Source organism: Streptomyces malaysiense (assembly GCF_000980885.2).
Classification (GTDB): Bacteria; Actinomycetota; Actinomycetes; order Streptomycetales; family Streptomycetaceae; genus Streptomyces; species Streptomyces malaysiense.
Genome location: NZ_LBDA02000116.1, coordinates 48,015 through 73,029, shown reverse-complemented (window position 1 = coordinate 73,029; position 25,015 = coordinate 48,015). Strand labels below are relative to the sequence as shown.

Genomic DNA, 25,015 nt, shown 5'->3' with positions numbered 1-25,015 from the left:
CGCCGGACGCCGGACGCGGGGGCGCTGCGGCGGGGCCGGTGAAAATCCGTGGGCGGGACGGTGTTCGGGCTGATAGCTTTTCGCCGACCGTGGGCCGGAGTGAGGAGGTGGGACCCATGACCGAGGTATCCGTGTGGGTGCTCCCCTCTTCGTCACGGTCGAGCGGCTGACACAGCTGTCGCCGGGAGCGCCTCGCCGACAAGGCATTCCGAAAGGCAGTCAGTGATGCGACAACACCCCATGCAGTCAATCAAGTTCACCGCTCAGGCATCGGCCGACGGCGTGATCGAGCGCGATTTCACCCTGGGCGAGATCCCGGGCGTGCTCTGGTCGCCCGCCTCCGGCCCCGAGCGAGCGCCCCTCGTGTTCATGGGCCACGGCGGCGGCACGCACAAGAAGTGGCCCGCGATGACGGGCCGCGCCCGGCGGCTCGTCACCGGCTGCGGCTTCCATGTCGCCGTCGTCGACGCGCCCGGCCACGGAGACCGGCCGCGCACGGCGTACGACGAGCAGGAGATCGCCGCGCTGTACCGGGCCCGGGAGGCGGGCGAGCCGGAAGGCCCGATCGTCGTCCGCTACAACGCCCAGCTCGCCGAGCGCGCCGTCCCCGAGTGGCGCGCGACCCTGGACGCCCTCCAGGAGCTGCCGGGGATCGGCACCGGCGGACCCGTCGGCTTCTTCGGCCTGAACATGGCCACCGCGATCGGCGTGCCGTTCGTGGCGGACGACCCCAGGTTCACCGCCGCGGTCTTCGGGCTGCACTGGCCCGACGCCCTGGCCGAGACGGCGCGACGGATCACGATCCCCGTCGAGTACGCCATGCAGTGGGACGACGAGCACATCCCGCGCGCCTCCGCGCTGGCCCTCTTCGACGCGTTCGCCTCGAAGGAGAAGACCCTGCACGCCAATTCCGGGCGGCACAAGGAGCTGCCCCGGTTCGAGTCGGACAGCGCGGTCCGCTTCTTCGCCCGGCATCTGCGGGCAACGGCCGTCCAAGAGGTCTGAGTCGGGCGGTGCCGGTGCTCCGCTTCGCAGGGGCACCGGCCTCCGCGGCGACAACTGTTCGGCCACCTCCGATAATGCCTCACCCGGCAGGCGGGCAGCGGAGGGAGTGCAGGGTGGCCGACACGTTCAAGCGCCGTGCCCCGAGCCAGTGGGGCGAGGGCGGCGCCCTGAAGGAGGAGATCCTCGTGGCCGCGGCCCGGCTGCCGGCCGAGTCGGGCCGCTAGGAGGCCCTGTCGCCGCGCGCGGTCGCCCGCGAGGTCGGCATCGCAGCGCCCAGCGGCTATCTGCACTTCAAGGACCGCTTCGAACTGGTCGCCACGGTGACACGCAGGGCCTACGAGAAGCTGGTCGCCGAGCTGAGGCAGGCATGGGACCGCAGCGTCCCCGGCACCCCCCGCTCCGCCCTGCGCGCCATGGTCCACCGCTATTGCGCCTTTGCGCTGGAGAACCAACGGCGCTTCCGGCTGATGTTCGGTGTCGAGCGGATCGCCGGCCCCCGCGAGGACTCACCGCGTCACCCGGTACGGCTGGTGCTCGGCGTCCGGGAGGAAGCGCTGGCCGCGCTGCCGGCGGGCCGCTCCGGGCAGGTGGGCGGCGAACGGGACGCGCTGCTGCTGTGATCGGCGCTGCACGGCATCGTCACCATCGCGATGGCCCTGCCCTACGAGGCCGACCCGCGCGGCCTCGTCCAGCGCGCGGACGATCTGCTCGATCGCATCGTGGCCGGATAGCGACGGCGAATCCTTCGGCACCGTTGACGTGCTCCCCGCGATCCATAAAGTTGCCTGAAGCACCTAACTCCGTCAGGGGTGTCGGGTGCCCTCTTGCCGAGGAGGCAGCTGTGACCGACACCGTCATGGACACACCGACCGGGCTTCCCGAGCACCCCATGCCCCGTGCCACCGGATGCCCCTTCGATCCGCCCCCGGCCCTCAAGGACCTCCAGGCGGAGCGCCCCGTCTCCCGGGTGCGCATCTGGGACGGCAGCAGCCCCTGGATGATCACCCGCCACGAGGATGTACGGGCCCTGCTCGGCGACCCGCGCATCAGCGCCGACCCGCGGCGCCCCGGGTACCCCCACCGCAGCGCCGCGACGCGGGAGCGGGACCGGACCCGCAACACCCTGCTGACCACGGACGACCCCGAACACGCCCGGCTGCGCCGGATGGTGACGGCTCCGTTCGCGATCCGGAAGGTCGAGGCCCTGCGACCGTCCGTGCGGCGCATCGTGGACGACCTGATCGAGGAGATGCTCGCCGGGCCCAACCCCACCGACCTGGTCGAGGCGTTCGCCCTGCCGCTGCCCAGCCTGGTGATCTGCGCGCTGCTGGGGGTGCCGTACGAGCAGCACGACTTCTTCCAGCGTCACAGCCGCGTGCTGGTGCACCGCGCCTCCACCCGCGAGGAACTGCTCGCGTCGTCCGAGGCGCTCACCGACTACCTGGACGGCCTCCTGGCCGCCAAGCTCGCCGACCCCGCGGACGACGTGCTCTCCACTCTCGCCGTCGAGCGGGTGGCCACCGGCGAGCTGACGCGGCGCCAAGCCGCCGAGACGGGTGTTCTGCTGCTCGTGGCCGGGCACGAGACCACCGCCAACATGATCGCCCTCGGCACCCTGGCCCTGCTGCGCAACCCGGACCAACTCGCCCTCCTCCGCGACCGGGACGACCCCAAGTTGGTCGCCTCGGCCGTGGAGGAGCTGCTGCGCTACCTGAACATCGTCCACTCCGGGCGGCGTCGCGTCGCGCTGGAGGACATCGAGATCGGGGGCGAACTGATCCACGCGGGCGACGGCGTGATCTTCGCCAACGACATCGCCAACCGGGACCCCGGTGCCTTCCCCGACCCCGACCGGCTCGACCTCACACGTGACGCCCGCCGCCATGTCGCCTTCGGCTACGGCGTCCACCAGTGCCTCGGTCAGCCGCTCGCCCGCGTCGAACTCCAGGTCGCCTACAGCACGCTCTACTCCCGCATCCCCACGCTGGCGCCGGCGACCGACTTCGATCAACTGGAGTTCAAGCACGACGGCTTCGTCTACGGCGTTTATGAACTACCCGTCCGCTGGTAGCACTTCACGGCAGGACACGCACGGCACGCACGGCACACACGGCACACAGACATGCGCGCCGTACCCGCCGCACCATGCACCGCGCACCATGCACCGCGAACCGCGGACCGACGAAGCGAGGAACGAACCCATGCGCGTGGAAGTCGACCAGCCCAAATGCGTCGCCTCCGGGCAGTGCGTCCTGGTGGCGCCCCAGGTCTTCGACCAGGACGACGAAGGCACGGTGCAGCTGCTGGACGCCACCCCCGGCCCCGAACTCGACGAAGACGTCCGGGAGTCGGCCGCGATCTGCCCCGCCGCCGCGATCCGGTTGGTGGAGGCGTGATGGGCGTCCCGCCGCGCCGCGTCGTCGTGGTGGGCGCCTCGGCGGCCGGTCTGACGGCCGCCGAGACCCTGCGCCGCGCGGGATACGACGGCTCGCTCACCCTCGTCGGAAGCGAGCCGCACCCGCCCTACGACCGGCCGCCGCTGTCCAAGCAGGTCCTCACCGGCACCTGGGAGCCCGAGCGGGTGCGGCTGCGCCGCCCGGCCGACCTGGACGCCCTCGCCCTGGATCTGCGCCTCGGCGTGCCCGCCGCCGCCCTCGCCCCGGCGACCCGTACCGTGACCCTCGCCGACGGCACGAGCCTGACGTACGACGGTCTGGTCATCGCCACCGGGGTCCGGCCGCGCCGGCTGCCCGAGTGCGACACGCCGGGCGTCCACGTCCTGCGGGAACTCGGTGACGCCCTCGCCCTGCGCGAGCGGCTGACCGCCGGGGGCCGGCTGGTCGTGGTGGGCGCCGGGTTCCTCGGGGCCGAGGTCGCCGCCGCCGCCCGTACCCTCGGCGCGACCGTCACCCTGGTGGAACCCGCGCCCGTCCCCCTCGCGCACGCCGTCGGAGCGCAGGTCGGCGCGCATCTGGCCCAGGTCCACCGCGATCACGGCGTGGACCTGCGGACCGGGACCAAGGTCGCCGGGATCACCACCGGGGCGGGCCGGGCCACCGGCGTGCTCCTCAGCGACGGCACCACGATCCCCGCCGACGATGTCCTGATCGCCATCGGTTCCGAGCCCAACACCGAGTGGCTGGAGGACAGCGGGCTGCGGCTGGCCGACGGCGTGTCCTGTGACCAGTACAGCGCCGCCGCGCCCGGCATCTACGCCGCGGGCGACGTGGCCCGCTGGCACAACCCGCTCTTCGGTACCGACATGCGCGTGGAGCACCGTACGAACGCGGCCGAACAGGGCATGGCGGCCGCCCGCAACCTCCTCGCCCCCGAGCAGGGTAAGCCGTTCGCCCCGGTGCCCTCCTTCTGGTCCGACCAGTACGACCTCAGGATCCAGGCGTTCGGGCACCTGCGTGATCACGACGAGGCCCAGGTGGTCGACGGAGATCCGGCGGACGGCCGCTTCCTCGTCGCCTACCGCAGGGGAACGGCACTCACCGGAGCGCTCGCCATGGGCATGCCGCCCCGCGCCCTGCGGGCCTGGCGTGCGGCGCTCGCGGCCGGAACCGAGTGGACCCGTGCCCTGGACGGCCTGCCGGAAGCGGACCAGAATTGACATGAGGTAGCTCAAGTTTCATTCAGGCTCTACAGGCAAGGGGGCGGCTCGCCGGTACGACGCAGCGGAACCGCTGCGGGACGCAGCCGAACCTCTATAGGCGAGGAGGACCGGGGAACACGGGTGGGGGAGCAGCCGGCAAGGGAGGATTCACCATGGCGCGTTCGGTCGGAATCGACCTCGGGACGACGAACTCGGTGGTCTCGGTCCTGGAGGGCGGCGAACCCACCGTCATCACCAACACGGAGGGCGCGCGCACCACTCCGTCGGTCGTGGCGTTCGCCAAGAACGGCGAGGTACTGGTCGGCGAGGTGGCCAAGCGCCAGGCCGTCACCAACGTGGAGCGCACCGCGCGCTCGGTCAAGCGGTACATGGGTGATCACTCCTGGCGCTTCCCCGACGAGGGCGACATCGACGGCAGGCGCTACACCGCCCAGGAGATCTCCGCGCGGGTGCTCCAGAAGCTGAAGCGGGACGCGGAGGCATACCTCGGCGAGGACGTCACGGACGCGGTGATCACCGTCCCGGCCTACTTCGACGACGCCCAGCGGCAGGCGACGAAGGAGGCCGGGGAGATCGCCGGTCTGAACGTCATGCGGATCATCAACGAGCCGACGGCCGCCGCGCTCGCCTACGGCCTGGACAAGGAGAACGACCAGACGGTCCTCGTCTTCGACCTCGGCGGCGGCACCTTCGACGTGTCCCTGCTGGAGATGGGTGACGGCGTCATCGAGGTCAAGGCCACCAACGGCGACACCCACCTGGGCGGCGACGACTGGGACCAGCGTGTCGTCGACCACCTGGTCCAGCAGTTCAAGAACCACTACGGCGTGGACCTGGGCAAGGACAAGATGGCCGTGCAGCGGCTGCGGGAGGCGTCCGAGAAGGCGAAGATCGAGCTGTCCAGCTCCTCGGAGACCACGATCAACCTGCCCTACATCACCGCCTCCGCCGAAGGCCCGCTGCACCTGGACGAGAAGCTCACCCGCGCCCAGTTCGAACAGCTGACGGCCGACCTGCTGGACCGCTGCAAGGCGCCGTTCCACAACGCGATCAAGGACGCCGGGATCAAGGTGTCCGGCATCGACCACGTGGTGCTGGTCGGCGGCTCGACCCGGATGCCCGCGGTGACGGGTCTGGTCAAGGAGATGACCGGCAAGGAGCCGCACAAGGGCGTCAACCCGGACGAGGTCGTCGCCATCGGCGCCTCGCTCCAGGCCGGTGTCCTCAAGGGCGAGGTCAAGGACGTCCTGCTGCTCGACGTCACCCCGCTGTCCCTCGGCATCGAGACCAAGGGCGGCATCATGACCAAGCTGATCGAACGCAACACCACGATCCCCACCCGGCGTTCGGAGATCTTCACCACCGCCGAGGACAACCAGCCCTCGGTGTCCGTCCAGGTCTTCCAGGGCGAGCGCGAGATCGCCGCCTACAACAAGAAGCTCGGCATGTTCGAGCTGACCGGACTGCCGCCCGCGCCCCGCGGCCTCCCGCAGATCGAGGTCGCCTTCGACATCGACGCCAACGGGATCATGCATGTGTCCGCGAAGGACCTCGGCACCGGCAGGGAGCAGAAGATGACCGTCACCGGCGGTTCCGCGCTGCCGAAGAACGACATCGACCGCATGGTCCGCGAGGCCGAGCAGCACGCCGAGGACGACCGGCAGCGCCGGGAGGCCGCCGAGACCCGCAACCAGGCCGAACAGCTCGTCTACCAGACCGAGAGGCTCATCAGCGACAACCCCGAGCGGATCTCCGCCGAGGCGCGGCACGAGACCGAGGCGGCGCTCGCCGAGCTGAAGGCGAGGCTCAAGGACGAGCACGCGGACACCGCCGCCGTCCGCGAGGCCACCGAACAAGTGGCCCGGTCCGCCCAGAAGATCGGCACGGCGCTGTACGAACAGTCCCGCGCCCAGGGCGAACAGGGCGAACAGGGTGCGGGCACGGCGGCGGGCGCGGCCTCGTCCGCCGGGCCGGCCCCCGCCGGGTCTTCGGCCCCGGAGGACGACGAGGTCGTGGACGCCGAGATCGTCGACGACGACCGGCCCGAGGCGGGCTGACGATGGACGAGGGCCGGCTCCCGGACGCGGACCCCGCGCGGCTGCGGTGCCTGGTCCGGGAGCGCACGGCCGACCTCCAGCGGGTGAAGGCCGAGTACGACAACTACCGCAAGCGGGTGCGCGGGGACCGGGCGGCCGTACGGGAGATCGCCGCGGCCAACGTCCTGCGCACCCTCCTGCCCGTCCTGGACGCCGTCGAGCGCACCTGCGCCCACGAGCCCCTCACGCCCGGCCTCGCGGACATCGCCGACACCCTGCGCACCCAGCTGGGCGCCCTGGGCCTCGAGCCCCTCGGCCAGGAGGGCGAGCCCTTCGACCCCGGCCGGCACGTGGCCCTGGTCCACCATGTGACCCCACAGCAAAGTGAGCTGACCTGCACCAGGATCCTGCGCTCCGGCTACCGCGCCGGCCCGCACCTGCTGCGCCCGGCCGCGGTGGAGGTGACCGGCCCTCCGTCGCACTGATCGAAGCCGCTCCCCCCGGCACCGTCCCGTCACCAGCGGACGCTCGCGGGGTGAGGCCCGCTCGTGCCGCCGGCTGCCAGGCCGGATGTCCTGGGCGCTGACACACGGTGAGCGGTCGATATCCTCAACTCCCGCTTTCGGGCGGGGCGTTCATGATCGGGACGCCGTGTTCCCGGGCCCTCTTCGCGCCCTGGTGACCGCGACAGCGCCCCCTTCCGTCCGTCCCGTCCTTCCCACGGCCCCGCAACGGAGAGACCACGCATGCTCGCCCCGTACCGCAGACTGTTCTCCGCCAAGGGGAGCGTCGGCTTCACCACCACCGGCTTCCTGGCCAGGCTCGCCCTGTCCATGTCCGGCGTCGGTACCGTGGTGATGGTCGCCGCCGTACGCCACTCCTACGCGCTGGCCGGCGCCGTGGGCGGCGCCTCCCTCGCCGCCACCCTGATCACCGTCCCGCTGCTCGGCCGCCTCGTCGACCGCTACGGCCAGTCACGTACGGCCGTCCCCGCGGCCGTCTGGTCGGCGGCCATGTCGGCCGCCCTGGTCGTCTGCCTCGCCACCGGCGCACCGACCTGGACCCTGTTCGTCACCGACATCCTTTCCGCCACCGCGCCGAACGTCGGCGGCATGGCACGCGCCCGCTGGGCCGAGATCTACGGCGACGACGCCGACCGCATGCACGCGGCCAACTCCTTCGAACAGGTCCTGGACGAGACGTGCTTCGTCCTCGGCCCGATCATCGTGGTGGCGCTGGCCACCGGCATCGCCCCCGAGGCGGGCCGGGTGGCACCGCTGGTCCTGACCCTGGGCGGCACGGTCCTCTTCTCGCTGCAGCGCGGCACCGAACCCCCGGTCCGGCCCGCCGGTCCCGCGGTCGCCCGCTCCCCGCTCACCAACCGGGGCCTGCAAGTGATGATGCTCGTCTTCCTCTTCGCCGGCTCCCTGTTCGGCTCCCTCGAAGTGGTCACGATCGCTCTCACCGATGCCCTGCACCACAGGTCCTCGGCCGGTCCGGTGCTGGCCCTCCAGGCGGTCGGTTCCGCGCTCGCCGGCCTGCTCTACGGCATGCTCACCCCGCGCGGCTCCAGCACCACCCGCTTCCTGGCGGGCGTCGGAGGCATGGCCGTGCTGATGCTCCCGCTGACCCTCGCGGGCGGCCTGTGGTCGCTCGTGCCCCTGATGTTCATCGCCGGCACGGCCACCTCACCGACGATGATCACAGGCATGGGCCTGGTCCAGGAGCTGATCCCGCGCTCCCAGATCAACGAAGGCATGACCCTGGCCGTGACCAGCCTCCTCGGCGGCTCTTCGCTCGGCAGCACGCTCGCGGGCTGGTCCGTGGCACGCTTCGGCGCCCAGAACAGCTACGTCCTCCCGGTCGGCGCCGCCGCCCTCGCCCTGCTGACCGCGGCCGCCGGCCTCGGCCGCCTGCGCGAGAGCGTCTCCGCGGCGCCGGCGCCGGCCCTCGCCGGGGACAGGACGGAACTCGGACAGCGGGCGTGAGGGAGGGGGAGCGGGCACGGGCCGGTCGGCGGAGCGGGCCTGACGGGGGGCACGGGCCCCGGACCGGGAACGGCGGCCCCCGGCCGTTCCCGCGATCGCGGATCGCCCGGCCCTCAGGACGCCACGCGGATCTCCAGCAGGATGTGCTCCAGCGTCTCCGTGCCCTCCGGGAAGCGGTGCCGGCGCAGCACCTCCAGCCGGCGGTCGTGGGCCGCGGCCAGGGCGGTCAGGCGTGGGAGGTCGCCGCGGTCGCTGAACTGGAGGAGGGCCCTGCCCGCCGGGGGTGAGCCGGAGGGGGGCCTCCACCAGGTAGCGCTCGTGGGCGCGGTAGCCGGTGTCGATGTAGGCGCGCTCGTGGTCGCCGCGGTAGCGGTAGTCGTCCGGGGCCAGCACGAAGTTGGAGTGCCAGTACACGCAGTCGAAGCGGTCGCCGGTGTCGAGCGCGGAGAACAGGTCGCCGTGTACGGCGCTCAGCCGGTCGCCGACGCCGTGGCGCCCGGCGTTGCGGCGGGTGTTCTCCACGGCGCGCGCGTTGATGTCCGTGGCCACCACCCGGGCGGCGCCGCGGAGCGCGGCCATGACCGCGATGATCCCGGTGCCCGAGCCGACCTCCAGGAAGGAGCCCCCGGCGCGAAGCAGGGGCGCCTCCGCGCCGGTCAGGCCCAGGACGTCCATGGCCGCCTCGGTCGTCCTGGAGAAGGGCGGGGCGAAGACGTCGTCGAGCAGGTCCCATGCGAGGCCCGCCATGGTGAAGGTGTCCGGACGGTCCGGCCGGCTCGAAGCCGCGCGGCTTCGTTCGAGAGATCGCTCGTAACTCGTGCGTTCCGTCATCTGGTTTCCTTCCCCCGGCGGTTCGTCCCGGGTCATGACAGCACGGACGAGCCGGGGCGCGGCCTGGGCGCTCGCCCGCACCGAACGGTTTCGGCCGCACGGGCGGGCGCGGGATCGGCGTGCGCACCGGTTCGCCGCCCTGCGCCCGTGCCGGTCGGCCGCCGCGACTGGACTACCCCCCGGGCGAGTTCCTGGCCGAAGGCGCGGCCGGGCCGCCACCCCGTGATCAGCCCTGCTCCCGCAACAGATCGCCGATCGCGGAGATCCCGGCGGTGACGGCGCGTGCGCCGACGTTGCCGAAACCGAGCACGAGCCGGGGCGGTGTGGTCGCTCCGGAGGTACGGAAGTCGCTCATCCCGTACAGGCCGACCGAGCGGGCGCGGGCGGCGGCCACGAGGGCCCTTTCGTCCGCGGTGTCCCGCAGATGGGCCACCGCGTGGAAGCCGGCGGCGAGGCCGGTCACGGTGACGTCGGGGGCATGTTCCGCGAGCGCCGCCAGCAGGGCGGTGCGCCGTGCCGCGTAGGTGGTGCGCATCCGGCGCAGATGCCGGTCGAAACGGCCCGACTCGATCAGTCCGGCGAGCGCGAGCTGGTCGAGGACGGGCGAGCCGCGGTCACTGGCGCGCTTGACCGACACCAGGGCGTCCGCGAGCGCCGGCGGGCACAGCAGCCAGCCGATGCGCAGCGCCGGCGCCAGGGACTTGCTGACGGTGCTTATCGAGACCACCCGGTCGGCGGCCAGTCCCTGGAGGGCACCGACCGGTTCGCGGTCGTAGCGGAACTCGGCGTCGTAGTCGTCCTCGACGATCACCGCGTCGTGCGCGGCCGCCCACGCGATCAGGGCCAGCCGCCGCTCGGGTCCGAGCACCACCCCGGTCGGCCACTGGTGCGCCGGCGTGACGACGACCGCCCGCGCACCCGTCGCCGTCAACTCCGCGACATCCATGCCGTGTTGGTCCACCGGAACGGGCACCGCCTCCAGCCCCGCCGCGGCCGCCGCGGCCCGGACCGAGGCGGGCGAGCCGGGATCCTCATAGGCGACGCGGCGCACCCCGCGGCGGGCGAGGGCGGCCAGGGTCAGGGACAGGCCCTGGGCGTACCCCGAGCAGATGACGATGTGCTCCGGGTCGGCCGCCGCCGCGCGTATCCGGCGGGCGTACCCGGCGACCACCTCGCGCAGCGACGCGCTGCCCCGCGGGTCGCCGTAGTCCAGCCCGGCCGCCGGCATCCGGCGGGCCGCCTCCCGCACCGCCCACAGCCAGTCCCGCATCGGGAACGCGCTCAAGTCCGGTACGCCCGACCGGAAATCGGCCAGCAGCGTCGGCCGCCCGGCGGGCCGTCGCGGCCTCGGTGGCACGGGTGGCGGGCACGCACCGGCGGCCACCCGGGTGCCGGAGCCCACCCGCGCCACCAGATAGCCCTCGGCGAGCAGTTGCGCGTAGGCGTCCTGGACCAGCCCCCTCGACAGGCCGAGCGTGCCCGCGAGTTCGCGTGAGGGCGGCAGCCGCTCGCCCACTCGCAGCCGGCCGGTGCGGATCGCCTCGCGCACCTGGCGTTCCAGCTGGGACCGCAGGGGCTCGCCGCTGTCCCGGTCGATCGCGCAGAGCAGGTCCGAGGACGCATTGGACCACTCGGAAGACATGGAATTGGAGCTTAACGGTGAGCTGATCGCTTCCTAGGGTGCGTCCATGACCACCACCGATCCACCGAATCCGCCGGCGCCGACGACCGGGCCCGAGGGCCGGCCCCCGCTGGTGTCGCGTCCGCTGCTGCTGCGCTTCATCAGTATGTTCGGCGCGTCGGCGAGCTTCTACCTGCTGCTGTCGGTCGTCCCGCTGTACGCCGAGCACTCCGGGGCCGGCAGGAACGGCGCCGGGGCGACCACGGGCGCCCTGATGCTGGCCACGGTCGCCGGCGAGGTCGTGGCACCCCGCCTCATCGGACGCTTCGGCCACCGGGGCGCCCTGGGCGCGGGCCTGGTGCTGATGGGGGTGCCGTCGCTGGTGCTGACGGTGTTCTCCGGGGTCGCCTGGATCACTGTGGTATGTCTGCTGCGCGGCGCGGGGTTCGCGCTCACCGTCGTCGCGGGCGGGGCGCTGACCGCCTCCTTCATCCCCTCCGAACGCCGGGGCGAGGGACTGGCGTTGGTCGGCGTCGTCTCGGGTGTGCCCTCGCTGCTGGGGCTGCCGCTCGGCGTCTGGCTGGTCTCCGAGATGGGGTACGCGCCGGTCGGCGCGGCCGCCGGTGTGTGCGCGCTGGCCCCGGTCCTCTCCCTGCCCGGGCTGCCGGAGAAGGAGTACATCGCCGGACGGCGGATCGGTGTCCTCGACGGCATCCGCGATCGCGCGATATCCCGGCCCGCGGTCCTCTTCGCGGTCACGGCGCTGGCCGCCGGGATCGTGGTGACCTTCCTGCCGCTCGCCGTGCCCTCGGCGTCCGCGGGGCTGGTGGCCACGGCCCTGTTCGCGCAGCCCGCCGGAGCCGCCGTGGCCCGCCTGGTGGCCGGCCGCCTGGGCGACCGCAAGGGCGCGTCCCGGCTGGTCCTCCCCGGGCTCGCCCTGTCCGCCGTCGGCATGTTCATCACCGCGTACACCCGGAGCGCCGTCGCGGTGGTCCTCGGCGTCGCCGTCTTCGGCACCGGCTTCGGCATCACCCAGAACTCCACGATCACCCTGATGTACTCCCGCGTCCCCGCCTCCGGCTACGGCACCGTGAGCGCCCTGTGGAACATCGCCTACGACGCCGGAATGGGCGTCGGCGCCGTCTGCTTCGGCGTGCTCGCCCGGCAGGTCGGCTACCCCTGGGGCTTCGTCTGCACCGCGGCGCTCATCGTCCTCGTGCTTCCTTCGGCGTGGCGGGACAGGCCGGGGGCCCGAGGACGGGAGGAGGGGGAGGCGGCGGTTCGGTCCCGGTGAGGCGGGGCCTCGTCCGGGGCCGGCGCACCGTGCCGCGGGCGATATTCGCGAGAGACCGGGAGGGATCCGGGGGTAACCTCCCGCGGTGACCTCACCCGCCCAGCCCCTCGTGGCCTCCGATTTCGCCGTACCGCCTCCGCCCGCCACCCCCCGCTTCCGCCTGGAACCCCTCGGCCCCCGGCACAACGCCGCCGATCACGCCGCCTGGACCTCCAGCATCGCCCACATCCGGGCCAGCCCCGACTTCACCGGCAGTTCCTGGCCGCCTCCGGAGGGCATGTCCCCGGAGGCCAACCTGGACGATCTCCGGCGGCACGCCGAGGACTTCGACCGCCGCGTCGGCTTCACCTACACCGTCCTGTCGGTCCCCGAGGACGACGTCATCGGCTGCGTCTACATCTACCGCTCCCGCCAGGACCCCGCCGTCACCGACGTCCGCTCCTGGGTGCGCGCGAGCCATGCTTCCCTCGACGCAGACCTCTATCGCGTCGTCAAGGACTGGCTGGAGCGCGAGTGGCCCTTCGAACGGGTGGCGTACACCCCTCGCTGAGCCACCACGGCGAGGGCCGCGCGAGCACCGCGTCCCCGGTGGGCTCCGCCAGGTCGTGGGGCGAGCGTGCGCCCTACTCCGGCCCTTCCGCCCGGAAGCGGCGGACCCGGGCCCGGCGCACGAGCGCCATGCCGGCCGTGGCGGCGAGGAGGACACCGCCGGCGGTCCAGGCGAGCACGGAGGTGGGGGAGGCCCCGGTGGCGCGGGCCGCCGCCCGGTCGGTGGAGCACGCCTTCGCGGGCGAGGCGGGGGCGACGCGCAGGCGCGCCCATCGCCTGTCCGGACCGCGCTGACCGGCGTCGTGCCGGTAGACGACGTAAAGGCCGGGCGCGGCGCCGCACTTGAGGGTGGCCGTGGCGGTCAGTACGGCTCTGGCGCCGCGCAGCACGGGGCGGTCGGCGAACGCGCGGGAGGTGAGGCTGATCTCCCCGTCGGCACCCTCGTCGTCGTTGTCGGTGATGGTGACGCGGCTGCCGGCCCGGAAGGTCCGCACGTCCCACTCCGACTGGGGCCAGGTGTCGCTCGGAGCCCAGCGCTCCTCCAGGTCGGGCGTGGGCAACTCCTTCACCCTGTCGCGACAGGCCCGGCGCGCGGCCTCGCCGGCCGGCCGGACGCGCACCCGCGCCCAGCGGAGCGGATGTTCGTCCGGGCCCACGTCTCCGGCGCCGCGCCGCAGGACCGGTACGGTACCGGGCCGGGCGTCGCAGGCGATCGTGACGGTGGTGGTCAGCAGCGGGTCCATCATGCGCAGTCTGCCCGGTGCGACGAACGCGGACGAGTGCACGGTGTCGCCGTACGAGGCCTCGCCGGACCGGGCGTCGACGGTCAGCGTGTCACCGGGCCGCACCGACGTGACGCTTCCGTACGTGAGCGACGGCGTCGACGGCGAGGCCGAGGCCGGCCCGGCGGCCGACAAGGGCAGCAGGAGGGAGAGAGCCGCCCAGGCCGCCCTGCGGAGTCTGTCCAACGCCTGTGCCCTGTCTGTATTCCGACGCCGTGTCAGGTGGCGTCGCCGGTCGGTATGCTGATCCTCTTCGTGACGAACACATGTGCGATATATGCGACTTCAACGACCCGGTATCGCTCATCGTTCGGCTTCCTCCAAGACGGAAAGACACCTTGTTGCGTTCCAGCTACCGATCGGTTCCGGTCCTCGCGCTCGGACTCTGCGCGGGCATACTCGGTGCCGCCCCGGCTTCCTCGGCGCATGCCGCCCGGCCCACGGCCCCCGCGGCGGCCCCGAACGGGCCGAGTCTCAGCGGCGAGGAGAAGTACTGGACGGCGGACCGAATGGAGAACGCGGTCCCGGCCGACGCGCCCGCCGCCCCGGCCACCCCGCGGCGCGGCGCCGCCGTCCGGCCGGCCGCCGGCCACGGCTCACCGCCGTCCGGTACGCCCGAGCCCCAGCACTTCGCGGGCCACCCGATGGTCGGCACCTTCTTCTTCGACGGCAGGCCGCTCGGCGGCGACACCTACTGCACGGGCAGCGTCGTGCACACGGCCGTCAAGGACATCGTGCTGACCGCCGGGCACTGCGGCATCGGTCTGAGCAGGGCCACGCACCGCGTCTTCGTCCCCGGGTACCGCGGCGGCAAGAGCGCCGCGCAGCAGCCGTTCGGCGTGTTCCCGGTCCTCCAGGTCTACACGGACCCCCGCTACACGGCGAACACCAAATCGGCGGCCTCCGACCTCGACCTGTCCTTCGCCCAGGTCGGTGCCAACGGCCGCGGCAAGGTGGAGGACGTCACGGGCGCCCTCACCTTCACTCCCGTGAGCGGCTACGACCACAAGGTCACCGTCATCGGTTATCCCGGCTCCGGCAGCGTCAACCCCGGTCATCAGCCGATCCGTTGCCCCGTCACGACCTCCCGGCTGCCAGGGTTCCGGCAGATGCGCATGACCTGCAAGGGCTTCTACGGCGGCGTCTCCGGCGGCCCGTGGATCGAGGGGTACGACAGCGCCACGGGCAAGGGCAGGGTGATCGGCGACACCGGCGGATACAACGGCGGCGGCAACGACGCCGACGACGACTGGGTGACGTACGCGCCGCTCTACGGCAAGGACGCCCAGAACCTGTTCCAGCACGCCGCCGCTCACCAGCAGTTGGGCAAGGAGGCCCCTTACACGGGGACGGGGGACCCCTGGCTGCCCGGATCGGCGGGCACCTGGAGGAAGGCCCGGCTCATGGCCTCCGGCGACTTCCGGGGGACCGGCCACAGCGACCTGGTCGTGGTCCGGACCGACGGAGAGGTCACGCTGTACCCCGGCGACGGTCACGGCGGCTACGGCACCGAGCGGCGGCTGATGGGGCCCAACGGCACCTGGAAGAACGCCAGGACCATCACCGCGGGCGACTTCACCGGGTCCGACCAGTTCGACCTGCTGGTCCGCTGGGCGGACGGCGAGGTCACCCTGTACGGCGACGTCGGCGCCAAGGGCCTGAACCGGGCCGGCACCCGGATGGTCAAACCCAACGGCACCTGGAAGAACGCCGTCCAGATCAGCGCCGGCCGGTTCGGCACGTCCGCCTACGTCACCGACCTGGTCGTCCGCTGGTCCGACGGGGAACTGAGCCTCTACACGAACGTCGGCGCCGGCACCTTCGGCCGGGAACACCGGCTCAAGGCCCCCAACAGCACCTGGAAGAAGGCCGCCCTCCTCACCGGCGGAGAGTTCTCCGGCAGCCGGCGGTGGGACCTCATGGTCCGCTGGGCCGACGGGGAACTCGACGACTACGCCGGCACCACCACGTCCGGCCTCGGCGTCGAGCACCGCGTCCAGAACCCCAACGGGGTCTGGACCCACGACGACATCATGACCACCGGCGACTTCACCGGGAACAAGCGAACCGACGACCTGGTCGTCCGCTGGTCCGACGGCGAGACCACCATGTACACCGACACGCCGGCCGGCGCCCTGGGCACGGAGCACATGCTCGTCGCACCGACCTCGTAGGCGAACGGACCGGCACCGGTGCCGCGCCGGCGGCGGATCCACGCACGCTCATGACGTTGCCGGTGATCAGCAGTCCGGCGCCGCCGGCGGCCCAGCGCCGGTAGATGCGGGCGGTGGCGCGGCGGGCCGGCGTCTCGGCGGCGGCTCCCCACCGGCATTTCGCGGACCGTGACGCCCTGATCTCGGCGGTCGCGGCGCAGGGCTACCGCGAACCGGCCGGGTACCTGGCCGCGGCGCACCCCTCGCCGACGACTCCCGATGAACTCGCGGCGGTCGCCGTCGCGTACGTCCGCTTCGCGCCGGCGTGCGCGCGCCGTTCACGGCCCAGGCGGCGGTGTCCCGGACGCCGGTGCCGGGCGGTCGGGCGAAGAGGCAGCGGATCGCCCGGCACCGCCGCCGTCGCGCCCTCCGGCTGCCCGGCCCGCACCCCGGGCGGGGACCGGACACGGCGCGCCGGAGCGCCACCGTGCCGGCCCCCGTCCCCGCGCGGACCCCGGTCGGGGCCTGCCGGGTTCGCTCACACCGCGACGCGGCGCGAGCGCCGGGCGCGGCGCAGGCGGACCGCCGTCACGGCCGCGGCGGCCGTGACGGTGGCGGCCGCGGTGACGGCCGCCGGCGTGCCGGCGGCGGCCGGGCGGGCGCGGGACGCGGGAGGTGCCGCGAGGGCGCCGTCGTAACCGCCGCCCCTGCCCGCGCGGTCGTAGGCGGAGCCGGGGAGCTTGTCGCCGTACTTCCGGTGGACCAGGTGCTGATAGCCGGCGAGGGAGACACCGGACCTGCCCACGGCGCGCCGCGCGTCGGGGTCGAGCGGGAGCACGCGGCCGTCGCGCACCACGTACCAGGCGTCGATCTGCGGTTCCTGGAAGACGGTTCCGCGGCCGTGTGCCTTGGCGACGTAGTCGGTCTCGTCACCGCCGGTCGCGATGTTGACGACCTTCCACGCCTTCGCCGTCCGCGCGGTCCACAGGGAGGCGACCTGCCCGTCGGCGGAGACCGCCTTGCTCGCGACGAACCGCGGGACGGCGACAGGGGCGCCCGGCCGTCCGGCGACGAACCCGGGAGCGAGGCGGTAGACCGTCACCGAGGGCCCGACCAGGTGCGGGCGGGCCGTGTCCGCCCTGATGGCACCGGCGCGGGCGAAGAAGCGGGAAACGGTGTGGAGGGTGGCGGGACTGGACGCCGCCGCGCGCGCCTGGGCGGTGGCCGTGGTGGTGAAGGGCGCCGGGAGGGCGGCAGGGCCGGAGGCCGCGTGCGCGGGGGCGGGGGCGAGTACGCCGAGAGCCGCGGTGACGGCGAGCGATGCGACGGCCGTGCCGGGGCGGGTCGCGGTCATGGGGGTCACGCTCCGATCCCGTACAGCGAGTGCGTCCACGTGAACGAGGCGTTGTCCACGTAGTAGTCGTAATCGGCCCAGTTGTAGCGGGAGTTGGAGGGCCAGGGGTCGCCCCAGTAGACCTGGCCGCCGGAGGCGTCGTAGCCGTAGAGCACATGCATGTGCCCGCCCCCGGAGCTCCACTCGACGCGTGTCTCGACGGGGTGGCCGGCGTCGATCTCCTTCCGCACGGTGGCGTAGCGCAGATAACCCCGCACGTACTCACCGGGGTTGATGCCCATCCAGCCGAGGGCGTTGCGCACCTCGTCCAGCGTCGCCTGCCGGTTGCCGCAGGCGCTGCCCTGGGGACGGCCGAACGCGGCGTCGCAGAACTGGTTCTGGCTGTAGTCGCGTCCGAACCACGAGGCGATGGTGTTTCCGCTCGCCGCCCAGCACCAGTTGCTGTTCTGCTGCGCCTGCATGGTGATGCCGAGGCGCTTGGTGGCGGCGGCGACCGAGGGGTGGGCGGCGGCTCGAGGTGCCGCCTGTCGCACGGAGGCGGGTGCGGCGTGCGCGGTGGCCGCCGGCAGGAACGCGGGCATCAGGACGGCGACGGCCGCGAGAGCCAGCGACGCCGGCCGGGTACGGCCCCGGTTGAAGGTGGACATGGCAGTGCTCCCAGTCGAGGTGGGGGAGTGGCGGTGCGCGTCCGGACGCTGCGCCAGCAGCTTTGATCACCCGCCGGGTCCTGGTCAACGACGTCCTCCGCGAGGCGGTGCTGAAGTAAACTCCGCGCGTACGGTTGTGAACGCGCCCGCAGTGCCGGCAGGCGGCGGCCCGCGCGCGACACCCGTGCCAGTAGGGGGAAGTGAACGTTCACTGGAAGACGGTCACGGGGGCGGGAGAGGGAAGAGCCCCGATGGCAGCACGCGGTACCGATCGCCATGTCACCCCGCGCTCCGGTGATCCGGCCCTCGGCCCGTCCCGGCGCCACGCTCCTCGCTCCGCCCCCGAGGCCGAACTCGCCGAAGCCCTGCGCACCGGCCCCTTCGCCGTCGCGCTCCGCGCCGCGCTCGCCGCGCGCGGGCTGGCACTGCACCGGGTGCAGCACCGGCTCGCCCAACGGGGCGTACGTGTCGGGGTGACCAGCCTCAGCTACTGGCAGCGCGGACTGCGGCGGCCCGACCGGCCCGAGTCGCTGCGCGCCGTCACCGCGTTGGAGGAGGTCCTGGAGCTTCCCCCGCACGCGCTCACCCGCCTGATAGGACCACGTGCCGACGGCGACCGTCCCCCGGCCCGTCCGTACCGCGCCCTCCTCGAACCCGCCGCCGCGCTCGAATCACTGCTGGCGGGCCTCGCGGCTCCCGAGGACGGCGGGCTGCACACCGTGCTCCACTACGAGCACGTTCACATCGGCGCCCGTCGTGAACTGCTCGCGCGGGACTCGCACCACGTCGTACGGGCCCACCGCGACGGCGTCGACCGCTATCTCGCCATCCACCTCGGCGACCCGGGCTGCGACACCGAGCGGGTCCGGGTACGTGGCCTCGGCGACTGCCGGGTCGGGCGGACCAGGCGCGACGGCGCTTCGGGGATGGTCGTCGTCGAGCTGCTCTTCGACGGACGGCTGCGGGCCGGCGAGACGGCCGTCCTCGGCTACCGCTTCGAGGACGGAACCGGCGCGCCCAGCGAGGAGTACGTGCGCGGCTTCACCTACGGCGGCGGCCAGTACGCCCTCCAGGTCGGCTTCGACCGCGCCGCCCTCCCCGTCCACTGCCGCCGCTTCACCCGCCCCTCGGCGACCGCCCCCCGCAGATCGGTCACCGACCTGACCCTCAACGCCCACGGCTCGGTCCACCTCGTGGAGCAGCAGGTGCGCCCGGGGGTCCTCGGCATCACCTGGGAGTGGGACTGACCCCGGTCGGCGGGCGCCCGGCCGCTGGAGAGGCAGGGCGTGAACGCATACCGCTCCCGGGCGACTTGGCGGTCGGACAGGGCGGCTCCGGCCGGGTCGCTCACAGGGCTCACGGCGAGCCCGCGGTGCCGTACCCGGCCGCGTCGGCCCGGTACGAAGCCCTCACCGGCACCGCCGAAGACCTCTAGCAGATGCTCTGGCTGTCGAGGGCGGCATCCCACCCGCCTCCCGGGTCGCCGCCGGTCGAGTACTGGTGCCAGTCGGAGTCGAAGAACACGCTGTTCTCCTGGCTGCCGTCGGAGTAGGCGGTACGTACCCAGCCCCGAGCCTGGAAGGACTTGGGCGCCGAGTACTTGTCGATGGGCTGGCTCGCACTCACGACGCCGTACCAGCGCTTGAATCCGTTGGAGTCACCGTGTGAGACGACGTGCCCGTTCTGGTCGACGAGGTCGACCGCGAGCCACCAACCCGGGCCCGACGGGAAGTGGCAGTCCATGCTGTTGTAGTCGACGTCCAGCTCCGCCCAGGTGGACCGCCTACACGAGTCGTAGTAGAGCGTGATCGTTCCCAGCGTCCAGCCGTCCCTGCTGTCGGTCAGCGTGCGCGAGCCGACCATGGCGCTGGAGCCGCAGGCGTGGGCCGGCGGGGATGATGCGACAACCCCGAGGCAGGTCATCGGCAGTACGACCGCGGCGGTGAGCGCCAGCCGGGTCGTTCCGGTCAGAGGTACGAAAGAGGGCACGGCCGTGCTCCTTGGCTGACGAAGGGCCCCGGTCCGGGTCAGGCCCAGGGAGGGGAGTGGGTGCGGGGAGAGCCGCGGTAGCTGTAGGAGGCGTTGTCGCAGCCGAGCTGCGAGGTGCCAGGCGTGGTGACGCTCTACGGCGGCACACGGCGAGGACGGCAGCGCCGGCTGCCTGCACCGGCTGAGCCCGGAGGAGCGCGGCGGCAAGCGGCCGTGGCACCAGGAGGCCCGCGGCGCCGGGGCCGGGGCCTGCGCGCAGGTCATCGCGCACGGCACGGCCGAGGGCAGCCGGCACAGCCGCTGCCCCGCGGGTGGCGGTCAGGTCCAGTTCCAGTTCTGGGGCGCGTCCCCGTGCCGCCCGTCCGGGAGGGTCGGGGAGTAGTAGTCCCAGACCAGGACGGGGTCCCCGTTCTGCGACGGGTCGGTGCCGCCGTAGTTCTTGGCGTCCATGAAATCGAAACTGCCTCCGTTGTCGGAGCCGCTCTGCAGTCGTGCCCACCCGTCGTAGTCACCGGAGAGCTGGTACCAGACCTGGTTCGCCTCGGGCTGTCCGTTGTCGGTGATGCAGTGCCACAGCTGGACCAGGTGTCCCTTGTAGTCGTTGGGGATGTTGTCGTAAGTGCCACCGCTGATGTCCATGTCCAGACACAGGCCGCTGCGCTGGTTGGTGATGGTGAACGCGGGTACGCCACTGGGAGTACGGACAGGGTGGAAGACCCACCCCTGCTGCGCCTGACCGTTGCAGACCCACATCTGCACCTTGTCACCGTCCTTCCACGGATCCTGGTGCGGGTCGCCGGGCGCGTAGGCGGCGTCCAGGCACATGTTGCTCGCGTAGGGTGTGTGAAGCTGCCAGTTCCCCGGGCTCGCGTGGGCCGTCCCCAGGCCCAGGTCGACCACGACCAGCGCTGTCATCGCCGCCACGGCACTGAGTTTGACGGTCTTCCCCATGTTTCCCCCTGTACTCGGATAGAAGTCGGCGAGTGGTCGTTCGCCTGTGCACGCATGCGGTGCTGCGCCTGGTACTCCCGGCCGGACCGCCCCCGCGCACTACCTGACCCGGCGTCGGACGGGCACGGCAGAGACTACGGCGGATGAAGGCGGCGCGAAGGACGCCATTGCACAGTGAGGCCGGCCCTTTGGTGCCAGACCGCACAGCGAGCCCCCCTGTCCGCCTGGCAGAGCCCCGGATACGCTCTGGCCGAACGGATTCGGCAGTCTCTCGGGGGAGTGACATGCACGGTCATGATCCGCGTACGGCCACGGTGGCACCGGGACAGGCCCGGCGGGCCGACGACGTGCTGGACATGCAGCGCGCGGCTCGAACGGGCGGCAGCGCGCTGCTGCTCCGCTGGCTGGCCGGCCGTACCGGGGCCGCCGTCCTCCTGGCGAACCGCTCGGGCGCCCCCGCCTCCGCGCCCCCGCAGCCCCTCGGCAGGGCCGAGCACGACCTCGTACTGCACGGGATCCGGGAGGCCTCCGCGCGAGGGCTCAGGTCCGTGACCCTCGACGGGGAGGACCTCACCTGCGTCGTCCTTCCTCTCGACGGCCCACCGGGCGTCCGCGCGCCCTTTCTCGCGGCCGTGGCGCCACGGCCGGTGCCACCCGGCCTGCTGCTCCTGCTCGCGGATGCCGCATCCGGCCTCAGCCTGTGCTGGCAACTGGAGCGCACCCGGCAGCAGCAGCGTCGGATCCGGGACGCCGACGCGCGGATCCGGGAGGCCGTCGTGCACCTGCTGATGAACGGTCAGGTGACCACCGCACGCCTGGTCGCGGGGGCACTGCGGCCCGCGCTGCCCGACGTGATGCGGCTCTATGTCATCGAGGGACCGCACACGACACGCAGGGCGGTCGCGGACATGTGGGCCAAGGCGGTCGACGGTGCGTGGGTGGTGCCGTGTCCCGTGTACGCCAGCCATCTGGTGGTGCTTGCGCCGGCCGACCGCGCGACTCACGTCGGTATGGCCGTCGAGCCGGTCTGGCCCCCCTCGGTGGCGGAGAACTGCTGCATCGGGGTGAGTGACCCGGTGCCTTTACGGGACACCGCCATCGGCTACGCGCAGGCCTTCCACGCCCTGGCCGCCGCACGTCACAGCGCTGAGCGGCGTGCGTCGTTCGCGGGCCACCCCGACCTGGCGCTCATCATCGGGCCGGCCGCGCAGGCCTGGGCGGCGGTCTTCCTCGCGCCGCTGAGTGCCTACCGTGCGCGGCGTCCGCAGGACCCGGACAGCGCGGAGCTGCTGGCCACCACCGCGTCATGGCTCAGTTTCTCCTCCAAGGCGACCACCCATCTCAAGATCCACCGCAACACCCTGGCGGCGCGCCTCACGCTTGTGCAGAGGTTGCTGGGTCTTGACCTGGAGCGGCTGCCCGACCAGGCGGCACTGGCTCTCGCACTTCGCGTGATCGGCGCGGGCATCCCCGCCGGCCCGGAGGATCGCACGTCGGATGCCGGGGGAAGGGCGCCCTCCTTGGACGGACTCCTTGCGCTGCCCCACGTCGTGATGTGGGCGCAACGCCAGTTCCGTCCCGTACGAGCACCGGGTGTCCCGGTCTCGATCGCGCGGACGCTCACCACCTGGCTCCGCCTCGACGGCCGTATCGTTCCGACCGCTGCCGCGCTGTCCGTCTCGGCATCGGCGGTACGCAAGCGCCTGGAACGGAGCGAAGCATTGCTCCAACGCTCCCTGTTGCGTTCCCCGAGTGCCGTCCACGACCAGTGGCTGGCACAACGGGCCCTCGACCTGGCCGAAGGGAGCGCAGCACCACGTACCGCTTCGTCGGCCGCCACCGCGGGCACATGACCCCGCCGCGGTCTCCAGAAGCTGTGTCGGAACCTCTTCCGGCAGGTCACCACCGATCGGGTTGTGTGACTCCGCCCGCTGCCCGCAGGCAACCCATCATCCTGGGCGCGGCCCGCCGAACGCACCGTACGCTGCTTCCGCAGCAGCACCAGGTGCGGTTCGTTCCACCGCAACGGCTCGGTCAACGGCCACAGTTCATCCGAGACGAGCCACGGCCTCGGCAGGTGCTTCCCCACGGCTGCACCGACGAGCAACCGAACCGACAGCCACATGATCAACAGCTTGTCTCAGGACCTCTCAGGACCTCTTAGGCCGGATGCCGTCTGCGGATGCATGCCGCGGTCGGCCGTCGCAGCATCCTGATCATGCGGATATCTACTGTCGTACGGACCTGTCCTGTGCCGGCGCGGCGCCGTGGGACGCGCCATGTCATACCCGTGACCCTCGCCTGCGGCGTGCTGCTGGCCGGTACCGCGGCGTGCGCCGGCGACGGCGGACACCGGAACCATGCCGGCGCGCCGGGCCTCAACATCCCGGTGGCGTCCGGGTCTCCCCACCCGGGTGCGGCCCCCCGCCTCCCGGGCATCGGAAGCCGCCTGTCGAAGCGGGTACCGGCCGACAGCCGCCAGGCGGTGGTCGTCTACGGCGACGACCGGGACTCCGCCGAGAGCACCGCCGTGCTCTACGAGAAGCACGGCACCGCGTGGAAGCTCGCGGGCAGCTGGCCCGCGCACAACGGCAGGCAGGGCTGGACGACCGACCATCACCTGGACGACGAGCGCAGTCCCGTCGGCGTGTTCTCCCTGACGGACGCGGGAGGGTCGCTGGAGGATCCCGGCAGTCGCCTGTCCTACTGGTACGACGACAACGCCTTCGCGTCCATGACGGAGGAGGGCGACGAGCACGCCCACGACTTCGACTACGTCATCGCCATCGACTACAACCGGCTCAAGGGCGTCCCGCCGTTCGACTGGAACCGCCCGCAGGGAGTGGAGAAGGGCGGCGGCATCTGGCTGCACCTCGACCACGGCGACGGCACGTCCGCCTGTGTCACCGTTCCCGAGTCCGGGATGAAGACTCTGCTGCGTACCCTGAATCCCCGCCTCCACCCCGTCGTGGTGATGGGGGACCGGGAGCACCTGAGCGCCTGACGGCGGGCCGCTCCGACGGTCGGCTCGCCGGCCGGCCCGCGACGGACACGCTCACGAGGTGTCCGTGACCGGTGCCTGGGCGGCGAGCAGCACCACCACCGTCGCGGCGGCTGCCGTGAGCACCGGTGCCACCGGCGGCCGGCCCGGCGTGGCGGTGACACCGACCGTCCGGCAGCGCTTCCCCTGCAGCCCTACGGCAAGGAGAAACCCCCAGGGAAATCGTCACGCACACCTCGGCCGTCAAGGCCCCCGCCGAGCGCTTCACCGGCGATGTGTATCTGTGAGGAGCACTGGTACGGCGGCGCCGGTACCTCCCTCATGGCGCACATCGCCATGTCCGTCGGCGCTGACTACTCCTTGGGGGGCTTGACGGCGATGTCGAGGTAGAAGGCGTCGATGCTGCGGACGGCGGCCTCGAATTCATCGAGGTTGACCGGCTTGGTGACGTAGGCGTTGGCGTGGTGGTGGTAGGCGCCGGTGACGTCGTCGGGGGCGGCGGACGTGGTCAGGACGACGACCGGGATGGTGCGCAGGTCGGCGTCCTCCTTGACCACGGCGAGGAACTCGCGCCCGTTCATGCGCGGCATGTTCAGGTCGAGCACGATGAGGTCGGGGCGCGTGCTGTCCGGGTCGCGCAGATAGTCGAGTGCCTCGACACCGTCGGAGACCTGCGTGAGGTTACGGGTACCGCGTTCGGTGAGTGCGTCCTGGATGAGCATCGCGTCGGCGACGTCGTCCTCGACCAGCAGCACGTCGTAGGGGCGGGTTGCGGCGGCAGCCATGATTCAGGTGCTCCGGTGTGGGGGGCGATGGGATGGATGGTTCGTGTTGCTGCTGATCAGACCGGGCCAGCGGCGCCTGGCTCCCTGTCGGCTCATGCTGACTGCCCGACCGATCTCCGGGTACCCGGCTCCGCTCTCGGCGGCGGCGTGCGCGGCCTGGTCCTCCAGGTGCCGGACGGCCCGCTTGACGTCGCTGAGGACCCGCAGGCGCAGCAGGGCGTGCCTGCGGGACTCGTGTGCCTGATCGGCGGGCCTCGCCGGCGGGCGGACGGATTCCGGGGTGAAGCGCCGGCTCACCTCGTCCACCAGTCGGGCCACCAGCGCGGCCGTATCCTCGCCTGGCGGGCGGGGAGCGGGAGACGGATCAAGCATGGCGTCACTGTACTGCCCTGATACGGAGCCGGACAACA

Annotated in this window: 22 protein-coding genes and 2 pseudogenes; 15 read left to right on the top strand and 9 right to left on the bottom strand. The window is 72.5% G+C overall.

Annotation, left to right across the window (positions count from 1 at the left end):
- The first annotated feature begins 240 nt into the window (after positions 1–240).
- The 8 genes from VT52_RS33525 (at position 241) to VT52_RS39235 (ending at position 8,648) form a co-directional block, all read left to right on the top strand.
- Entirely contained in the window at positions 241–1,005 is a 765-nt protein-coding gene (locus tag VT52_RS33525; RefSeq protein ID WP_046417397.1) for an alpha/beta fold hydrolase, read from the top strand.
- A gap of 320 nt (positions 1,006–1,325) precedes the next feature.
- A complete protein-coding gene (locus tag VT52_RS39240) occupies positions 1,326–1,625 on the top strand; it encodes a TetR-like C-terminal domain-containing protein (protein WP_240509990.1) in 300 nt (99 codons plus the stop codon).
- A 221-nt stretch (positions 1,626–1,846) separates the two neighbouring features.
- On the top strand, positions 1,847–3,076 hold the full coding sequence (locus VT52_RS33515; protein WP_046417398.1) for a cytochrome P450: 1,230 nt from the start codon (positions 1,847–1,849) through the stop codon (positions 3,074–3,076).
- Positions 3,077–3,206: 130 nt separating this feature from the next.
- Positions 3,207–3,401, top strand: coding sequence for a ferredoxin (locus tag VT52_RS33510; protein WP_046417399.1), 195 nt, complete (start codon positions 3,207–3,209; stop codon positions 3,399–3,401).
- A complete protein-coding gene (locus tag VT52_RS33505; RefSeq protein WP_206306678.1) occupies positions 3,401–4,621 on the top strand; it encodes an NAD(P)/FAD-dependent oxidoreductase in 1,221 nt (406 codons plus the stop codon). The genes VT52_RS33510 and VT52_RS33505 overlap by 1 nt, the downstream gene beginning before the upstream one ends.
- Positions 4,622–4,776: 155 nt before the next feature.
- The gene (gene dnaK / locus VT52_RS33500) at positions 4,777–6,681 is read left to right on the top strand and encodes a molecular chaperone DnaK (RefSeq protein WP_046417401.1); all 1,905 of its coding nucleotides are present in this window, start codon (positions 4,777–4,779) and stop codon (positions 6,679–6,681) included.
- Between the two features lie 2 nt (positions 6,682–6,683).
- Positions 6,684–7,145: a nucleotide exchange factor GrpE gene (grpE, locus tag VT52_RS33495; protein WP_046417403.1), complete on the top strand. Its 462-nt coding sequence runs from the start codon at positions 6,684–6,686 to the stop codon at positions 7,143–7,145.
- A 261-nt stretch (positions 7,146–7,406) separates the two neighbouring features.
- Complete coding sequence (locus VT52_RS39235; RefSeq protein ID WP_046417405.1) at positions 7,407–8,648, top strand: MFS transporter; 1,242 nt, start codon at positions 7,407–7,409, stop codon at positions 8,646–8,648.
- 438 nt (positions 8,649–9,086) lie between these two features.
- Here VT52_RS39235 and VT52_RS39830 read toward each other — a convergent pair.
- Both VT52_RS39830 and pdxR read right to left on the bottom strand, forming a co-directional pair.
- Positions 9,087–9,227: pseudogene (locus tag VT52_RS39830) on the bottom strand (methyltransferase); the annotation flags it as partial.
- Positions 9,228–9,705: 478 nt separating this feature from the next.
- The gene (gene pdxR, locus VT52_RS33480; RefSeq protein WP_046417408.1) at positions 9,706–11,121 is read right to left on the bottom strand and encodes a MocR-like pyridoxine biosynthesis transcription factor PdxR; all 1,416 of its coding nucleotides are present in this window, start codon (positions 11,119–11,121) and stop codon (positions 9,706–9,708) included.
- A gap of 46 nt (positions 11,122–11,167) precedes the next feature.
- Here pdxR and VT52_RS33475 point away from each other — a divergent pair, with 46 nt between their 5' ends.
- Both VT52_RS33475 and VT52_RS33470 read left to right on the top strand, forming a co-directional pair.
- Positions 11,168–12,394 carry an MFS transporter gene (locus tag VT52_RS33475; RefSeq protein WP_046417409.1) on the top strand — a complete coding sequence of 409 codons (1,227 nt, stop codon included), beginning with the start codon at positions 11,168–11,170 and terminating at the stop codon, positions 12,392–12,394.
- Positions 12,395–12,479: 85 nt separating this feature from the next.
- Complete coding sequence (locus tag VT52_RS33470; RefSeq protein WP_053055426.1) at positions 12,480–12,944, top strand: GNAT family N-acetyltransferase; 465 nt, start codon at positions 12,480–12,482, stop codon at positions 12,942–12,944.
- A 73-nt stretch (positions 12,945–13,017) separates the two neighbouring features.
- Here VT52_RS33470 and VT52_RS33465 read toward each other — a convergent pair whose 3' ends face one another.
- Positions 13,018–13,791 carry a hypothetical protein gene (locus tag VT52_RS33465; protein WP_046417411.1) on the bottom strand — a complete coding sequence of 258 codons (774 nt, stop codon included), beginning with the start codon at positions 13,789–13,791 and terminating at the stop codon, positions 13,018–13,020.
- Between the two features lie 272 nt (positions 13,792–14,063).
- Between VT52_RS33465 and VT52_RS33460 the strand changes: the two genes are divergently transcribed.
- Together VT52_RS33460 and VT52_RS36455 are read left to right on the top strand one after the other, a co-directional pair.
- Entirely contained in the window at positions 14,064–15,899 is a 1,836-nt protein-coding gene (locus VT52_RS33460; RefSeq protein ID WP_240509988.1) for a trypsin-like serine peptidase, read from the top strand.
- Positions 15,900–16,003: 104 nt separating this feature from the next.
- Positions 16,004–16,198, top strand: a pseudogene (locus VT52_RS36455) (TetR family transcriptional regulator); the annotation flags it as partial.
- Positions 16,199–16,416: 218 nt separating this feature from the next.
- On the opposite strand, the gene VT52_RS33455 reads toward VT52_RS36455, so the two are convergent.
- Positions 16,417–17,232, bottom strand: coding sequence for a hypothetical protein (locus VT52_RS33455; RefSeq protein ID WP_046417413.1), 816 nt, complete (start codon positions 17,230–17,232; stop codon positions 16,417–16,419).
- A 5-nt stretch (positions 17,233–17,237) separates the two neighbouring features.
- Entirely contained in the window at positions 17,238–17,879 is a 642-nt protein-coding gene (locus VT52_RS33450) for a papain-like cysteine protease family protein (protein WP_046417414.1), read from the bottom strand.
- A 251-nt stretch (positions 17,880–18,130) separates the two neighbouring features.
- Between VT52_RS33450 and VT52_RS33445 the strand changes: the two genes are divergently transcribed.
- Positions 18,131–19,126, top strand: a complete 996-nt coding sequence (locus VT52_RS33445) for a hypothetical protein (RefSeq protein WP_240509986.1) — start codon at positions 18,131–18,133, stop codon at positions 19,124–19,126.
- A 184-nt stretch (positions 19,127–19,310) separates the two neighbouring features.
- Here the strand turns inward: VT52_RS33445 and VT52_RS33440 are convergent, their stop codons facing one another.
- Positions 19,311–19,868, bottom strand: a complete 558-nt coding sequence (locus VT52_RS33440) for a hypothetical protein (RefSeq protein ID WP_046417415.1) — start codon at positions 19,866–19,868, stop codon at positions 19,311–19,313.
- Between the two features lie 318 nt (positions 19,869–20,186).
- Positions 20,187–20,819 carry an RICIN domain-containing protein gene (locus VT52_RS33435; protein ID WP_046417417.1) on the bottom strand — a complete coding sequence of 211 codons (633 nt, stop codon included), beginning with the start codon at positions 20,817–20,819 and terminating at the stop codon, positions 20,187–20,189.
- Positions 20,820–21,103: 284 nt separating this feature from the next.
- On the opposite strand from VT52_RS33435, the gene VT52_RS33430 reads away from it, so the two are divergent.
- Both VT52_RS33430 and VT52_RS33425 read left to right on the top strand, forming a co-directional pair.
- Positions 21,104–22,672, top strand: coding sequence for a helix-turn-helix domain-containing protein (locus VT52_RS33430; RefSeq protein ID WP_240509985.1), 1,569 nt, complete (start codon positions 21,104–21,106; stop codon positions 22,670–22,672).
- A gap of 365 nt (positions 22,673–23,037) precedes the next feature.
- On the top strand, positions 23,038–23,823 hold the full coding sequence (locus VT52_RS33425; RefSeq protein WP_107481526.1) for a hypothetical protein: 786 nt from the start codon (positions 23,038–23,040) through the stop codon (positions 23,821–23,823).
- Positions 23,824–24,173: 350 nt separating this feature from the next.
- Here VT52_RS33425 and VT52_RS33420 read toward each other — a convergent pair whose 3' ends face one another.
- Together VT52_RS33420 and VT52_RS33415 are read right to left on the bottom strand one after the other, a co-directional pair.
- Complete coding sequence (locus VT52_RS33420; RefSeq protein ID WP_046417419.1) at positions 24,174–24,605, bottom strand: response regulator; 432 nt, start codon at positions 24,603–24,605, stop codon at positions 24,174–24,176.
- Positions 24,606–24,608: 3 nt separating this feature from the next.
- On the bottom strand, positions 24,609–24,977 hold the full coding sequence (locus VT52_RS33415) for a hypothetical protein (protein ID WP_240509983.1): 369 nt from the start codon (positions 24,975–24,977) through the stop codon (positions 24,609–24,611).
- Positions 24,978–25,015 lie beyond the last annotated feature (38 nt).

Excerpts from the sequence above, each read along its gene's own strand:
- VT52_RS33525 (WP_046417397.1), top strand. The coding sequence starts at position 241 with ATGCAGTCAATCAAGTTCACCGCTCAGGCATCGGCCGACGGCGTGATC.
- VT52_RS33425 (WP_107481526.1), top strand. The coding sequence starts at position 23,038 with ATGCGGATATCTACTGTCGTACGGACCTGTCCTGTGCCGGCGCGGCGC.
- dnaK (WP_046417401.1), top strand. The coding sequence starts at position 4,777 with ATGGCGCGTTCGGTCGGAATCGACCTCGGGACGACGAACTCGGTGGTC.
- grpE (WP_046417403.1), top strand. The coding sequence starts at position 6,684 with ATGGACGAGGGCCGGCTCCCGGACGCGGACCCCGCGCGGCTGCGGTGC.
- VT52_RS33450 (WP_046417414.1), bottom strand. The coding sequence starts at position 17,879 with ATGTCCACCTTCAACCGGGGCCGTACCCGGCCGGCGTCGCTGGCTCTC.
- VT52_RS33445 (WP_240509986.1), top strand. The coding sequence starts at position 18,131 with ATGGCAGCACGCGGTACCGATCGCCATGTCACCCCGCGCTCCGGTGAT.
- VT52_RS33475 (WP_046417409.1), top strand. The coding sequence starts at position 11,168 with ATGACCACCACCGATCCACCGAATCCGCCGGCGCCGACGACCGGGCCC.
- VT52_RS39235 (WP_046417405.1), top strand. The coding sequence starts at position 7,407 with ATGCTCGCCCCGTACCGCAGACTGTTCTCCGCCAAGGGGAGCGTCGGC.
- VT52_RS33510 (WP_046417399.1), top strand. The coding sequence starts at position 3,207 with ATGCGCGTGGAAGTCGACCAGCCCAAATGCGTCGCCTCCGGGCAGTGC.
- VT52_RS33505 (WP_206306678.1), top strand. The coding sequence starts at position 3,401 with ATGGGCGTCCCGCCGCGCCGCGTCGTCGTGGTGGGCGCCTCGGCGGCC.
- pdxR (WP_046417408.1), bottom strand. The coding sequence starts at position 11,121 with ATGTCTTCCGAGTGGTCCAATGCGTCCTCGGACCTGCTCTGCGCGATC.
- VT52_RS33435 (WP_046417417.1), bottom strand. The coding sequence starts at position 20,819 with ATGGGGAAGACCGTCAAACTCAGTGCCGTGGCGGCGATGACAGCGCTG.
- VT52_RS33420 (WP_046417419.1), bottom strand. The coding sequence starts at position 24,605 with ATGGCTGCCGCCGCAACCCGCCCCTACGACGTGCTGCTGGTCGAGGAC.
- VT52_RS33430 (WP_240509985.1), top strand. The coding sequence starts at position 21,104 with ATGCACGGTCATGATCCGCGTACGGCCACGGTGGCACCGGGACAGGCC.
- VT52_RS33455 (WP_046417413.1), bottom strand. The coding sequence starts at position 17,232 with ATGACCGCGACCCGCCCCGGCACGGCCGTCGCATCGCTCGCCGTCACC.
- VT52_RS33415 (WP_240509983.1), bottom strand. The coding sequence starts at position 24,977 with ATGCTTGATCCGTCTCCCGCTCCCCGCCCGCCAGGCGAGGATACGGCC.